At 43.5% G+C, this 14,824-nt stretch carries 16 protein-coding genes; 11 read left to right on the plus strand and 5 right to left on the minus strand.

The window, feature by feature from the left end:
- Positions 1 to 28: 28 nt before the first annotated feature.
- The 3 genes from AS194_RS06200 to gmk all read right to left on the minus strand — a co-directional run bounded on the left by AS194_RS06200 (position 29) and on the right by gmk (position 3,645).
- Complete coding sequence (locus tag AS194_RS06200; protein ID WP_058024600.1) at positions 29 to 2,227, minus strand: RelA/SpoT family protein; 2,199 nt, start codon at positions 2,225 to 2,227, stop codon at positions 29 to 31.
- 356 nt (positions 2,228 to 2,583) lie between these two features.
- A complete protein-coding gene (gene rpoZ / locus AS194_RS06205; protein WP_057761396.1) occupies positions 2,584 to 2,844 on the minus strand; it encodes a DNA-directed RNA polymerase subunit omega in 261 nt (86 codons plus the stop codon).
- A gap of 174 nt (positions 2,845 to 3,018) precedes the next feature.
- On the minus strand, positions 3,019 to 3,645 hold the full coding sequence (gene gmk / locus AS194_RS06210) for a guanylate kinase (RefSeq protein ID WP_058024601.1): 627 nt from the start codon (positions 3,643 to 3,645) through the stop codon (positions 3,019 to 3,021).
- Between the two features lie 353 nt (positions 3,646 to 3,998).
- Here gmk and ispH point away from each other — a divergent pair, with 353 nt between their 5' ends.
- The 11 genes from ispH to AS194_RS06265 all read left to right on the plus strand — a co-directional run bounded on the left by ispH (position 3,999) and on the right by AS194_RS06265 (position 14,126).
- Positions 3,999 to 4,955 (plus strand): 4-hydroxy-3-methylbut-2-enyl diphosphate reductase, encoded by a 957-nt coding sequence (gene ispH, locus AS194_RS06215; RefSeq protein WP_058024602.1) that lies wholly within the window; start codon positions 3,999 to 4,001, stop codon positions 4,953 to 4,955.
- Between the two features lie 69 nt (positions 4,956 to 5,024).
- On the plus strand, positions 5,025 to 5,273 hold the full coding sequence (locus tag AS194_RS06220) for a hypothetical protein (RefSeq protein ID WP_058024603.1): 249 nt from the start codon (positions 5,025 to 5,027) through the stop codon (positions 5,271 to 5,273).
- Positions 5,274 to 5,336: 63 nt separating this feature from the next.
- The gene (locus tag AS194_RS06225; protein ID WP_058024604.1) at positions 5,337 to 6,152 is read left to right on the plus strand and encodes a thioesterase family protein; all 816 of its coding nucleotides are present in this window, start codon (positions 5,337 to 5,339) and stop codon (positions 6,150 to 6,152) included.
- 462 nt (positions 6,153 to 6,614) lie between these two features.
- Positions 6,615 to 8,576, plus strand: coding sequence for a molecular chaperone HtpG (gene htpG, locus AS194_RS06230; protein WP_058024605.1), 1,962 nt, complete (start codon positions 6,615 to 6,617; stop codon positions 8,574 to 8,576).
- 317 nt (positions 8,577 to 8,893) lie between these two features.
- The gene (locus tag AS194_RS06235) at positions 8,894 to 10,375 is read left to right on the plus strand and encodes a C13 family peptidase (RefSeq protein WP_058024606.1); all 1,482 of its coding nucleotides are present in this window, start codon (positions 8,894 to 8,896) and stop codon (positions 10,373 to 10,375) included.
- 98 nt (positions 10,376 to 10,473) lie between these two features.
- The gene (gene fghA, locus AS194_RS06240) at positions 10,474 to 11,364 is read left to right on the plus strand and encodes an S-formylglutathione hydrolase (RefSeq protein ID WP_058024607.1); all 891 of its coding nucleotides are present in this window, start codon (positions 10,474 to 10,476) and stop codon (positions 11,362 to 11,364) included.
- Between the two features lie 229 nt (positions 11,365 to 11,593).
- Positions 11,594 to 11,875, plus strand: coding sequence for a TIGR03643 family protein (locus AS194_RS14040; protein WP_413771708.1), 282 nt, complete (start codon positions 11,594 to 11,596; stop codon positions 11,873 to 11,875).
- Positions 11,876 to 11,988: 113 nt separating this feature from the next.
- Positions 11,989 to 12,678 (plus strand): ribulose-phosphate 3-epimerase, encoded by a 690-nt coding sequence (gene rpe, locus AS194_RS06250; protein ID WP_058024608.1) that lies wholly within the window; start codon positions 11,989 to 11,991, stop codon positions 12,676 to 12,678.
- Between the two features lie 104 nt (positions 12,679 to 12,782).
- The gene (locus AS194_RS06255) at positions 12,783 to 13,178 is read left to right on the plus strand and encodes a hypothetical protein (protein WP_227511588.1); all 396 of its coding nucleotides are present in this window, start codon (positions 12,783 to 12,785) and stop codon (positions 13,176 to 13,178) included.
- Between the two features lie 106 nt (positions 13,179 to 13,284).
- Entirely contained in the window at positions 13,285 to 13,596 is a 312-nt protein-coding gene (locus AS194_RS06260) for a hypothetical protein (RefSeq protein WP_058024609.1), read from the plus strand.
- A 218-nt stretch (positions 13,597 to 13,814) separates the two neighbouring features.
- Positions 13,815 to 14,126, plus strand: a complete 312-nt coding sequence (locus AS194_RS06265; RefSeq protein WP_058024610.1) for a hypothetical protein — start codon at positions 13,815 to 13,817, stop codon at positions 14,124 to 14,126.
- Positions 14,127 to 14,235: 109 nt separating this feature from the next.
- Here the strand turns inward: AS194_RS06265 and rpmG are convergent, their stop codons facing one another.
- Together rpmG and rpmB are read right to left on the minus strand one after the other, a co-directional pair.
- Positions 14,236 to 14,391 carry a 50S ribosomal protein L33 gene (gene rpmG, locus AS194_RS06270; protein WP_010201403.1) on the minus strand — a complete coding sequence of 52 codons (156 nt, stop codon included), beginning with the start codon at positions 14,389 to 14,391 and terminating at the stop codon, positions 14,236 to 14,238.
- A 127-nt stretch (positions 14,392 to 14,518) separates the two neighbouring features.
- Positions 14,519 to 14,755, minus strand: a complete 237-nt coding sequence (gene rpmB, locus AS194_RS06275) for a 50S ribosomal protein L28 (protein WP_057761372.1) — start codon at positions 14,753 to 14,755, stop codon at positions 14,519 to 14,521.
- Positions 14,756 to 14,824: the final 69 nt, after the last annotated feature.

Here is a 14,824-nt window from a genome sequence, read left to right on the forward strand (position 1 = left end):
CAAAGAGTTTGCTAGACAGGCAGGGTTATTATAATTGATATAGCCGTATGATGTTAGGGAAGCCGAGTAATGAACGCAGCTCACGAATGCCTTGAGCCAAGTGATTGCGACTGCGTACGATGATATGGATGATAGTATCACTATTACGCACGTCAACGGTCTCAACCCCCATATGCAGCTGGCGCAGATGATAAATCACTTTACTGATTTGCTCATCGCTAAGCGCAATAGACAGCTTTAAGTAAGCAGGAAAACGTATTTTGCCGCTATTTTTTATATCATGCTCGTCTGTTTCACCTTGTTTTACAGCGTTATCACTACGCCAACGCAGTTGAATCACCTGATAGGGATTGTCTTTACGAATGTCGTCAAGCGAAAAGCATTTGTGTCGATGAACGACCAAGCCGTGCCGAGATAAGTGCCCAACGATAGGGTCTCCATAGATTGGATGACAGCAGTTAGCAAAATCGAGCTCAACCCCAGAGGCATTGGCGATCAGCTGCTGTGGCTGTGTCATGTCTTCGTTGTGCGCTTTGGCTTGTACGTCACTGACTTCATCGTTAAACAAACGAGTGACTACAAGCTGTGGCAGTAGTGTACCGGAGCTTATTTGTTCGAATAGGGCGTTTTTTTCAGTCACACCGCGCCATTCAGTCAGATCTTTCCAATCATCCTCTGTTAGGTCATCGAGCGTTTTTTGATAGGTTTTGAGGGCACGATCTAACGCTTGACGACCATGATGCTGCTTGTCAGCGGTAGATAAGTCTTTGAACCAACGTAATATCTCTTCACGCGCTTTGTTGGTCACCACAAATCCTAACCATTCTGCTTTTGGCTCTGAGTGACTGTTTATCTCAATTTCAACGGACTGTCCGTTTTTTACCACGGTACCGAGTTTTGCTGCTTTATCATCGATATTGGCACCGACAGCGACGTTACCAACCATAGGCCCGACTGCGTAAGCAAAGTCTAATGCCGTTGCCCCTTGTGGTAGCTCATAGGCACGACCTTGCGGGCTATAACAAATAATCTTACTCGAATGCAAATAATCCATCAGCTCATTAATAGTCGAGACCGCTGCCGAAAAGTTAGGACTATTCTCATTTAAGTTGTCTTCATCGACCAAGTCTTTCATGTTACGCAGTGACGCTTGGATAACGGATTGACTCACGTCAGAAGCATGCTCTGCACCGATAACGCCGAGCCTTGCAGCACTTTGCATTTGCTTGGTCAAAATAGTCACTTTTACGACATCGTTGTCGCGCTCATAAATGAGCGTGAGTGATTGATTGCCACCTGGTAACGGCCTGCGAATATTATCAGCAATGTGCGTATCATCAATTTGATACTTTTTAATAAGGTAATACGCCAACTTGTCGCAAGCTTCGATATTGTCGAGGACAATCTCAAATGCATAGTGTCGTAGCAGCGTGTTGATTTCTCCGCGATTGCGAAAAAACTGGCGGTAAATAACCACGCGATTGTCTAATACTTTGACCAGTCCGTTGAGCCCCAAATTATTAAGCACGATACTCAGATAACGATGAATGGCTTCTCTTTGGAAATTACGCCCAAGTCCATGCTGTAGCAGCTTGTCAGATATCTTGTTGTACATATCAGAATCAAGGTTACGATAACACAGCACCTCAATATAATCGGCGATATCATTAAGACCCATCAAGCGTGCAAATGGCACATAAAAATCTAACGTTTCTTGTGCTGTCGTACGTTGTTTTTCAGGGCGCACGGCATCAAGCGTGGACATATTATGCAGGCGGTCCGCAAGCTTAATGATAAGTACCCGTGGATCTGCGAGTGTGGCTGTTAAAATTTTGTGAAAGGTCGCTGCTTTGTTTTGCTGCTTATTGTGAGAGGAGGATTTTAGTTTTGTCACACCATCGACCAGCCTAGCCACTATCTTGCCGTAACGCTGCTCGAGCTGCTCGTCACTCACGTCGGTGTCTTCGACCGTATCATGCAAAATCGCTGCAATAATTGTATCTCGATCTAAGCGAAAGCCCGCCAGTATCTCAGCCACTGCGATAGGGTGAGTGATATAAGGTTCCCCTGATTTACGCTTGTCTTTAATGTGCGCAATATCACCGAACTCACAGGCATCAACAATGTCACGGCGCTCAGCAGCAGTGAGATAACCGACTGAACGCAGCAAGTTATATTGAGCGTCATCGACGAGATGATGACTGAGTTTGGGTAGGGTTTGACTCATAAATGACGATCCTATTTTCCATGACTGACTGACTTGATTATGGATTGAAGTAAGCAGTGAATGGTGACTGAATATTGACCAACCATACGAAACTTAAGTAGGGATAGGCCATTCTCTAATTAATCGCAAATCGCATTCAATGTCAACTGATAAGCGAGTAGGCGATGAAAAAAATTGACTCAGTGGGCTATTTTGATAGATAAATGGCTATCAAAACAGCAAGTACAATACAGTTACAACCAAAAAACCACAGCCTATGCTGTGGTTTTTGTTATCAATAAAGTTATGTTTATCTTATAAAAAGCCATTATCAGCTTCAAAGACTTGGCAAAACAAACCTTATCAAAAATAGCTTTTTAGAAGCTATGATCGCCTGACAATGCTAAATCTAATGAGCTCGTTGCAAAGTTATGCTCTGGTTGATTTAGAATGTCGCGGGTGATTTTTCCAGCGGCAATTTCACGTAACGCCAATACTGTAGGCTTGTCATTATCGACATCAACCAACGGCTCGGCAATACCTTTGGCCAATTGACGGGCGCGTTTGCTTGCGACCAAAATTAGCTCAAAGCGATTATCAACATTATCCAAACAATCTTCAATCGTTACTCGTGCCATAAATAGCTACCTCGGTTGTTTTTATTAGCCACGGACCTTGCCCGCCACTCAATAAAAATAATATCAAATACATAAAAGGGGATAGCTAAATATTATAGCATTTTTTGCCAAGTCGCGTAGTTGCTTTTTATATCTACTTGTTAGATAAGCAACTGACGAGCATTGTAGCCTAGTTTACTCTTCTACTTGCTTATTTAGCAAGTTGCTAATCGTGCGATGATAACGCTGCTGCTGACGGCTAAGGGTTTGTCTATCCGCCACAATAATCGCTTTTAGCTCAGCTAAGGCTACATCAAAATTATCATTGATCACGACATAGTCAGCATTTACGTATTGTGCCATTTCGGTGACCGCGCCAGCTAGACGGCGCTCTATCACTTCTACAGAATCCTGGGCACGGGTTGAAAGACGTTGGCGCAATGTAGCAATGCTGGGTGGTAGAATAAAAATCATAATGGCATCGGCAAAGATTTCTCTGATTTGCGTCGCCCCTTGCCAGTCAATCTCCAAGATAACGTCAATCCCCGCTGCTAGTTGGGTGCGTACGCTTTTCTCTGACGTGCCATAGTAGTTACCAAATACTTCTGCATGCTCTAAAAATAGACCCGCATTGATACCATTGGTAAAACTCTCGGTATCTGTGAAATGATAGTGCTGACCATCAATCTCGCCTGGGCGCGGGGTGCGAGTCGTATGTGAGATACTGACCGTTAAGTCGTTGGTCGTAGCAAGTAATTGCTTAACCAGTGAGGTCTTGCCCGTACCTGAGGCGGCAGTAACAATAAATAATGAACCTGTCATACAATTTATCCTAATGGAATATGTGCTAGTAAAATGCGTCTTAGTAACAGATTAAAAGACGATTCAGTCAGTGGTAGAGACTGGAAAAAAGAAAAAACGCCATTATGTATGGCGATAGAAATCATCGTAGTTGCGTCATTATAAACTGCTTTTATGTGAGATAAAGTGGGTTTTGCAATATGTAGCTAGCATGTTGATGTTTGCACCTGACATATTGCAATGAGTGCGCTGCTATTTTTGAGGGCAATAAAATCAAATTATGCTAAAGTAGAGCATTGATTTTGCCCCAACTTTTGAATCAAAGCTTTTATACATAAGCTTTAGATATAAATTATCCGACGATAGGCCTTTTTATGCAAATTTATCTTGCCAATCCCCGTGGATTTTGTGCTGGTGTGGACCGTGCGATTGCGATTGTTAATGAAGCACTAATACGTTTTGAGCCACCCATCTATGTCCGTCATGAAGTTGTACATAATAAATTTGTGGTGTCGGATTTGGCCAATCGGGGCGCGGTATTCGTCGAAGAGCTTCACGAAGTACCGGATGGGTCTGTGGTGATTTTCTCTGCTCACGGCGTCTCTAAAGCAGTCGAAGATGAAGCTGGTCGCCGTGATATTACCGTATTTGATGCCACTTGCCCTTTGGTCACTAAAGTACACATTGAAGTGGCAAAATTTGCACAAGACGGTATGGATGCCGTGTTGATAGGGCATGCCGGACATCCAGAAGTAGAAGGCACGATGGGTCGATTCAATGCAAAAAACGGTGGGCAAATCCATTTAGTGGAAGACGAAGCTGATGTTGCTGCTCTCACTGTGGAAAATGCCGAACGCTTGGCTTTTGTGACTCAAACAACCCTATCGATGGATGATACGGCTCGTGTTATCGATGCACTGCGTGAAAAGTTCCCTAGTATTCAAGGTCCCCGTAAAGACGACATCTGTTATGCCACCCAAAACCGCCAAGATGCGGTAAAAGATTTGGCCAGTCGCTGCGAAGTCGTTTTAGTCGTCGGCTCGCCAAACTCTTCAAACTCTAATCGTCTGCGCGAGCTAGCAGAGCGTATGAATTGCCGTGCATATTTAATTGATAACGCTAGTGAGATGGATAAGCGTTGGTTGGATGGTGTGCAGAGTATCGGCGTGACCGCTGGCGCATCCGCGCCTGAAGTGCTGATCCAAGAAGTGTTACAACAGTTGCAGGACTGGGGGGGCGATCTGCCTAGTGAGCTATCTGGTATTGAAGAAAACGTAACGTTTAGTCTGCCGAAAGCCTTGCGGATTCCTGTCACCCAAGTTGGTAAGTAATCAAGTTGGTAAGTAATTAGGACACGCCCTCGTATTTGTATGAATCATCATTTATATGGATAAGCTCGCATGAAAGAACCAAAAGCCAGATTTGTATTGGCAGAAGCCACGCTCGCTGAAGTGAATAAGCAACTGAAACTCAATATGCTTGTCATGGTGGCAGTGGTCTTTGTACTGTTTATGAATATCATGAAGTTTATGGCAGAAAAAAGCGTTCTTTACGCTGTACTCGCAGTCATAATGATTTGCTTACTGTTCTTCATACAAAAAGCTCGCGGTATTCTCATACTAAGAAAACAAGAGCTTACCCATAAATAGAAAATACAAGCATAAATAAAAAATACAGGTGAAAGTGCCAAATATAGGAAATAGAGAATAGTTATGACTGCTTATTACAAATTTATTAAACGCGAACAGCCAGAAGACGGAGTTAGTCTGGCGCATTACCAGCCAACCAAGCATGCACAAGGCGCTTGGAATGAGCACGAGCAGCATATGGCACCAGCGACAGGTCTTCTGACAGCTGAGATTAATAACTTTGCGCCACAAGCCAATACCCGTATTGCTCGTGTCAGTCTTGATATTTTAGGCCTGATACCGCTCGATGACTTTACCATTACTACTCGCTGCATCCGACCAGGTAAAACCATTGAATTGATTGAAGCGGTTATGAGTAGCCGTGGCCGTGATGCCATTATTGCAAGAGCATGGCGACTCATTACGCAAGATACCAGTGAGATTGCCGGACTTGAAGATCAACCAGCAAAATACAAACCTGAAGAGTTGCCCGTTTGGGAAGACATGAAAGGCTGGCCGGGCGGGTTTATTGAAAGTGTGCGTTTGGTGGCGACAGAGGATCGTCGTCCTGGTCGCGGTATGGTATGGATTACCAATGATGTTGATATGGTGGAAGGCGCGCCAACGGATGATTTAGTGCATCTATTAGGTATGGTCGATACGGCCAATGGCGTGGTACCAAGATTGGGTCTTGGGTTGTCTAAGTTAGAGTGGATGTTTCCCAATACCGATTTGCAAATCCATATGCATCGCGCCCCCAAAGGTCGTTGGTTGGGTATTGAAGCCGTACAACAATATGGCGATGATGGTATTGGGTTGACCAGTGCAGTATTGCACGATATATACGGGCCGTTCGGTCGTAGCGAACAGATTCTCACCATTCGCCCGATGCCACGTTAAAAGAGAAAGAATCAACTATCTAGTAATTTTGGAAAACGAAACGATATGTTGTAATCAATTAATTATACAAATATTGGAGAAATGGTTTTAATAGTAGCTAATAAGACGATATTGCCAACAAGGCGATATCAATCGACATAGAGGTTACGATGAAAGCACATACCCAATTTTCAAAAAAACTGACGACTATTTGGGAGTTATTAATAGAGGTTTATTCAGAATAGTGGTTAGCTTTTGTTCTTGCGCTAAAAAATGACTGATACCAGAACACCGCCTTGGTAAACAAGCGCGGTGTTTTTTATTGAATAAGACTTTTGAGCTTGAATTTTTTCTCAATGCCCCTATTAGTATAGACAGTTTAACGGTATCACATACGGCAGGGTCTCTAACATTATGAGAGCGGCCTTAGTGAGTATATCGTTATCTGATAATAGGTCTTTCATAGAATTTAAAGGAGTTTTTATGAGTGAAGCAACTCAAGCTGAAGGTCTGAATCCAGAATTAAAAAAACATACGTTTGAAGCGGAAGTGGCGCAGTTGCTGCATTTGGTCACGCATTCACTATATTCTAACGCTGATATTTTCGTTCGTGAGCTCGTCTCTAACGCGTCGGATGCTTGCGATAAGCTGCGCTTTGAAGCCACCAATGATGATAGCCTTTATGAAGACGATGGCGAATTAAAAATCCGTATCGCCGTCGATGAAGACGCCAAAACTATTACCTTTACCGACAACGGTATTGGGATGAATGAAGCCGATGCCATCGAAAACTTAGGTACCATCGCCAAATCAGGCACCAAAGCCTTTTTGGATAAATTGTCTGAATCACAAAAACAAGATGGTCAACTGATTGGTCAATTCGGTGTTGGTTTTTACTCAGGTTTTATCGTGGCTGACACCATCAGTGTTGAATCACGTAAAGCGGGTGAGCCTGCTGATAAAGGCGTGCGCTGGGTATCAGATGGTACTGGTAGCTTTACCGTTGAGCCTATTACCAAAGACACGCGCGGTACCGCGATCACTTTGCACCTAAAAGAAGAATATAGCGAGGGCGAAGATAACTACCTAGACCGCAGCAAGATCAAGCGCTTGGTCAATAAATACTCTGACCATATCAGTCTGCCCATTCAGATGCGTAAAGAGATCTGGCAAGAAGATGTCGTCGATGACGAAAATGATGACACGCCTACTGGTGGCGAGATGGTACTGACGGATGAGTGGGAAACCATCAATAAAGCCAGTGCGCTATGGACACGCTCAAGCTCTGAAATCGAAGATGATGAGTATGTCGATTTTTATAAAAACATCACTTATGACATGGACGCGCCGCTTACGTGGACGCACAACCGTGTCGAGGGCCGCGTACAGTATACCCAGCTACTATATATCCCTAAAAAAGCGCCAGTCGATCTATACACTCGTGAGCAACAGCATGGTCTAAAGCTATATGTGAAGCGCGTCTTTATCATGGACGAAGCTGAGCAATTGCTACCGATGTATTTGCGTTTCGTGAAAGGTGTGATCGATTCAGCAGACTTGCCATTGAACGTGAGCCGTGAGCTCCTACAAGAGTCACGTGATGTAAAATCTATTCGTGATGGTAACGCCCGCCGTATCTTGACTTTGCTGGCCAGTCTTGCCAATAGCGAAGACAGTGACAAGCAAGAAAAATTTGCCCAGTTCTATGCAGAGTTTGGTGATGTCATCAAAGAGGGCTTGGGTGAGGACGCGGGTAATAAAGAACGTATTGCTAAGCTATTGCGTTATGCCACCAGCACGCAAGATGGCCTTGAGACCAGCTTTGAAGATTATAAAGGTCGTATGAAAGATGGCCAAAAAGCCATCTACTACCTCACCGCTGATAACCTAGCCGCTGCGAAAAACAGCCCGCAACTTGAGCTATTCAAGAAAAAAGGCATCGAGGTTATCTTGATGACCAGCCGTGTCGATGAATGGGCGATGAACTTCTTAACCTCATTTGACGAGACACCGCTACAGAACATCGCCAAAGGTGCCGTAGATCTAGGCGATTTGCAAGATGAAGCAGAAAAAGCCGAAGCAGAGAAAGCCGAAGAAACCTTAAAGCCTGTTGTTGATAAACTCAAAACTGCATTGGGCGAACGTGCTAAAGATGTCAAAGTCTCAACGCGTTTGGTTGATAGCCCTGCTTGCTTAGTCGTTGGTGAAGGTGAGCTATCACCGCAAATGATTCAGATGCTACAGCAAATGGGTCAGGATGTGCCAGCAAGTAAGCCAACACTAGAGGTCAATCCTGATCATCCACTCATTAAGAAGCTTGAGAGCAGCGAGCAGTTTGATGATTTGGCGCAAGTCATTTTTGATCAAGCATTGTTAGCAGATGGCGGGCAGTTAGAGGATCCAGCCGCTTATCTAAAGCGCGTTAATGAGCTATTGATGAGATAATGTCTGGTAATTGATGTAAAAGGAGGTCTTGTCTGCAAGGCCTCCTTTTTTATTGAGGTTTATGGTCATATATGGATGAATTTTACAAATCATCCTTATCCTCTTGACCGACAATCCGTTACAATCGCGATAGATTAGCGAGCTAAACTATTAGTTAATGCTAGTCATCTTCGATAAACATTCCATCGTGAATTCAATATAAATAGATGTCTGGAGCCGTGAAAAAATCGTAAGTCGATTACATCAAGCGGCGACGACATCATGATAGTTATCATTGGGTCATTTTATTTTTCTCGACTGGCTAGAGGTCTAAGTCTTTGTCACTTACGTCGTTAAAAACCGTATCGCTCCAGCGTTTTTCGCTTAATTTCGCTGCCAATATTATCGCAACTTTGTGGATGTTGGTTGGTTCAACTCGGGCGTTTTCTTGGGTAAAGCCCACCTTTATACAGTTTGCTGTATTTGCCTTATTGGCACTTGGTAGTAACGTCCTATTTTCGTGGTTGGCGGCTGAAAGTGGTAGTATGTTCAATGAGCAAGGCTTGGTCAGTTATTTGATCTGGCCGATGATTATTTTATTAAGCGGTATTATCTTGGCACGGCGAGCCAGCAATCAGACACTGGTTTTTGTGCCCGTCGTTCTTTGGTTGGTTGCTGATACTTTATCCGCATTATTGCAGAGCTTGGTACAGTTTTTTGGTAGCTATGGCTGGTTACCTGAGTGGAGTTACTCGTTTTTACCCATACTATTTTTGGTATTGTTTTTATGGCAGACGCTTGCTTTGCTATGGATTTTTTCTCGTCGCCTGCGCATACCATGGTGGGAGCGAATTATTATCCTAGTTGGTGCTGTGGCTTTATTGACGATCTGGCAGCGTAATGTCGCTGATCAGCCTATTTTTAAGCAAATTCCAGTAGAGCCTGTGTTGGAAGAGGCGGCACTATATGAGCAGCCCCGTTTATTACAGCAAGCATTAAATAGTATAGACCCAAGTATTGATGGCAAAACCGACTGGTACTTTATGGGTGTGGCAGGGTTCTCTGGTCAAAACGTCTTTCGTTCTGAGATCAATAAAGTACGTGAGCTGTTTGATGTGCGTTTTGGGACCAGCGGGCACTCGTTGTCTTTGATTAACAATACGTATAGCTGGATGGACGAGCCAATTGCGACCAAAACCAGCATCCTACGCGGCTTGAAAAAAATCGGTCAGCAGATGAATGCTGACGAAGATGTGTTGTTTTTGACGTTGTCTTCACATGGTAACGAGGATATCGTTCAGTTAGCGAATCCGCCAATCACGATGGACAATCTAGATGCTGCATGGCTTCGTGAAGCACTGGATGCCTCGGGTATTCGCTGGCGCGTGATTGTGCTCTCGGCTTGTTACTCAGGCTCATTTATCGATGAGCTGGCTTCTCCAACCACGGTAGTGATTACGGCATCGGCTGCTGACAAGCCCTCATTTGGCTGCACCAATACCGCTGAGATGACGTATTTTGGTCAAGCATTTTTTGCTGAAAGCTTGAGAGGAAATACCAGTTTTGAGTCGGCTTTTAAGGATGCTCGTATACGTGTCAATGAGCGTGAGAGCGCAATGGGATTTGAGCCATCAGAGCCGCAGATGGTAATCGGCAGTTTGATGGAAACCGCCTTACCTGCATTTGAGCAAGTGCTGTTTGATAAAGCGCGACCTTCAGTTGCGAGTATTACGAATGATACTGCTTCTACGACCGTCAATGTTTTACCTGAAACTACTGCTAATCTATCGGTAGGTGAAGTAGATGCAGCTGCCGAATAAATATGAGAAATGATCTAGTAACTGGCAAATGCTAGTATCAAATAACGAGCACTTATTAAACGCCATCGTTGGTTTTTTGAATAAAAAGGATATCACTCATGCAGAATTCTTATAGTCATAGTTTGTCTAACCATAAACAGCTTACCCAAAAAAGTGTAAATCGCTGTTTTAATGGTGAGCAGCATTATTATAGTCACGAATCGACGTCTACCAAAACCTCTATGACGTTTAGTATTTATCTACCTGATGAGGCCTTGGCTGGACGACGTTGTCCTGCGATATTATATCTATCGGGTCTGACCTGTAACGCGGACAATGTGACGCATAAAGGTCATTTTCAACAAAAATGTAGCGAGCTTGGTATGATACTTATCGCACCTGATACTTCGCCTAGAAGTAGTGAAGACAGCGATGTACCAAATGATGAGCGCTATTTTGTTGGTCAAGGTGCAAGTTATTACGTAGATGCGACTCAAGCACCGTGGTCAGACAACTTCAATATGCAAAGTTACATCGTTGATGAGCTATATGACTTATTACGCTCAGAGTTTCCTATCGATAGCATTGGTATTACAGGGCACTCGATGGGTGGCCATGGCGCGTTATTGCTAGGATTCAAGTTCCCAAGTAAGTTTGTCAGCGTATCGGCGTTGTCGCCAGTATGTGCTGCCAGTGAGTCTGCATGGGGACAAGCCGCCTATACAGAGTACTTCGGTAATGATAAGTCTCTATGGGTACAAGCGGACGCCTCACAGATGATAGAGAAAGTTGGTCAGCAGTATTCGAGCATTTTGGTTGATCAAGGCGCGGCTGATAATTTCTTAGCAGAAGGGCAACTACAAACCGCTAAACTACAAGACGCTTGTGCAAAAGCCGAACAGCCCTTAACATTACGCTATCAAGCGGGGCATGACCACAGCTATTATTTTATCCAAACGGTGATTAATGATCATATCGAACATCATTGGCACATGGCTCAGATGAGCTAAGAGGTCATTCAGATGACCGTGATACATTTTTTACTATTGCATTCATGTTTAAAAGGTAGTTTTTATGGCAAGTTATCAAGTTTTGACAGCTTCCAATTCGAAGAATAAGTCAGCAGATACAAGCGCTACAAAAGCAACGATGCAAGCTGATATGGATGCTGCTCTACAAAATAAACAACGTAGCAATAATTATAGTGATGAAGTGTCTCAAGCTAAGTCAGACGAGCTGATTGCAAAAACCGTCAACGATGCAGGTGAGAGAGTACTTGATGAGACGCAAATATCTCGCGTGATAGAGATGGCATGGGAAGACAGAACGCCATTCGGTGCGATAGAGCATAGCTATGGTCTCGATGAGACTGGAGTTATCAAACTTATGCGCCAAGAGCTAAAGCCATCATCTTTTCGTTTATGGCGCAAGCGAGTGAGTAATCGTGCTACCAAGCATGAGACAAAGCGCTCTTTCGAAGTTGGTCGTGCTTATTGTAAGACCCAATACAAGCAGCGCTAAACAACTAAGTATTTAGTATCAATATGTCAAAGGCTCGCAGCATATGTGAGCCGATTAGAATTTTCTTTTAATCTATCCATATCTTATATAAACATGAATTAGGTAGCCCAATTATGAACAGTCCTGCTAGACCTTATCTTATTGCCCCATCGATACTCTCAGCTGACTTTGCGCGGTTGGGCGAAGAAGTTGAGAAGGTATTAGAGTCGGGTGCCGATGTGATTCATTTTGATGTCATGGACAATCATTATGTTCCCAATTTGACATTTGGTAGCATGATTTGTAAGGCGCTGCGTGACTATGGGGTGGAGGCGCCAATCGATGTGCATCTGATGGTTTCCCCTGTTGATGGTATGATTGAGCAGTTTTTGGAAGCGGGGGCGAGTATCATCACCTTTCATCCAGAAGCCAGTCATCACGTTGATCGCTCTCTTCAGCTTATCAAAGATGGTGGGGCAGAGTGCGGTTTGGTACTCAATCCTGCCACATCATTACACCATCTAGATTGTGTGATGGATAAAGTGGATCAAATTTTATTGATGAGTGTTAACCCTGGTTTTGGTGGTCAGTCGTTTATCGATAACACATTAGACAAAATACGTCAGGTACGTCAGCGTATCATCACCAGTGGTCGAGATATCAGATTAGAAGTAGATGGCGGTGTCAAAGCCAGCAACATTCGTGCGATTGCTGAAGCAGGGGCTGACATGTTCGTCGCGGGTTCTGCGATATTCAACCAAAAAGACTATAAAGCGGCTATTGATGAGATGCGCGCAGAGTTGTTATTAGCAAACAATAGCTAGCAAGTGTTGGATGGTTAATAAACGCTATTAGCCATCCAACAATACTATTAAAATGTGCTGTATAACTTATGACTATATAACGGTCAGTCACGTAAAGGTGAAATATGGACACAAAAAATTCTACCAGTTCGGCAGAGCCTTCTGAGCAAGCAAACTCTCATGAAGTGTTGAATCAGCAGGCTAGGCAGTCAAGAAGTGAAACACCGCAACGTAGTTTGGTGCCCAAAGGCATTACCATTGGTATGGCTATGTTTGCACTGGTACTGAGCTTGGCAGGTTATGGCTTTCGCTTGATGGTGGGTGATGATGTCGGAACAGTGCTGCGCCATGCTGCGGTCATTGTGCCTGCGTTCATGTTAGGTATTCCGCTGTTTTTTTGGGTGGGTTCTCGCATACTCAATAAAGTCAAAGGCCTGCATATCGAGAGTTGGAATGCCATTAGTTTGGGCTATTTGACCTCTTGTATATCGATGCTATGGCTGATGGGCACTTATAGTTAAAGGGTTTTGCCATAAGTATAGTGCTTTTTCATGCTTACATTGTGATGTGCTATTTTATACTTTTTAATCATTAAGCCATGTTCTATGTGCATGGCTGGAATTTTATATGCGAATTGTACCGGCCAGTATTGCCAAAATTATCTATCCAAAAGATTTACCAAATGGCTTATTTACCAGCTTAATCATAGCTTGTCTTTTGATGGGGCTCGCTTCACTGCGCAACGGGACGGATTTACAGGGTTGGCTCAATGTAATTGAGAACTGGCTGCTGATGTTATTGATACTTCCGACTGCAACGGCGACTGTTGCCCTGCCTTTTAAATACCGCGATCCCACCCTTGAGCTAAAGCTGGTCTATTACCTTGGGATGTTCGTTGCTTTCTTATTTACGTTAGCGAAACTGCGCTATTGGCGCTAATGTGTCCTTATTGCAAGGCATCCAAGTTTTTTACAGTGAAGACTTATGTGATAGCCCTTGAATTCTAGTGTTAAAGCGTCCATTGTATGAGTAAGACAGATTTACCCGCGTTACTGTAAGATGATAGATTTGCCGAATGCGTTTGTTTTCAATAAATAACGGCTTTGCAATCACTAGTTTCTCTACCAGTACTAAACGGGATAATAAGGAACATATTAATGCCATATGATATCGATAATGATATAGAAGTAGACAACGAAAGTAGCGATCAGTTTGCAGGGTTTGCCAAAGAAACCACCTTAGAGTTAGTGGAAGCAGATGATGGTAGATTGTTGTTGCGTGATGCCGAGCAAGATGAGGTGCCACTGATGACGATTGATTTCTCTGACAAGCTCAAAGAGTTACTTGGCAGTGATACTCAAGTGATTGGTCAGCATATGATTCATGCAGCCATACAAGTCATTATGCAAAAGCAAATGAGTAAGTGGCATGCGCATGTATATGATAAAGAACCAACGCACTACAGTTGATCTAGTTTACTAGTGAGCTGAAGATAGCTAAATATACAAGCATAAAAAAAGGGTTTATCAATGGATAAACCCTTTTTTTGTTCAAATAATACCATTTATAAAATGAAGATTATTTGATTTTAGCTTCTTTAAAGATCACGTGCTGGCGTACTTTTGGATCAAACTTTTTGATTTCCATTTTGCCAGGCATAGTGCGCTTGTTTTTAGTAGTGGTGTAGTAATACCCAGTACCAGCTGTTGATACTAATTTAATTTTATCTCTCATGATAGCTTTCCTGTAAATGAGGGGTCTTCAAACGATAGGTACGTGTCTCAAAGAGCAAGTTGCCACAGCTAATGTAGCAGAACAGCAGCTAAATAATGAGAGTCATCACTCAGCTGCTATTTTTAACTTAAACTTTTTGACCTTGTGCGCGTAGATCCGCTAACACTTTATCGATACCAAGTTTGTCAATGATGCGCATACCTTTGGTAGACACACGTAGACGTACAAAGCGGTTTTCAGACTCTACCCAAAAACGATGGTTGTGAAGGTTTGGTAGAAAGCGACGACGGGTTTTGTTGTTTGCATGCGAAACATTATTACCCACCATAGGGCGCTTTCCAGTCACTTGGCAAACTCGAGACATGGCGAACTCCTAATCTATGAGGTATGAGTTTTTCTCACACCAGTCTGGGCAAATTGCACGTTTATGCGG

This window comes from Psychrobacter piscatorii (assembly GCF_001444505.1).
Taxonomy (GTDB): Bacteria; Pseudomonadota; Gammaproteobacteria; order Pseudomonadales; family Moraxellaceae; genus Psychrobacter; species Psychrobacter piscatorii_B.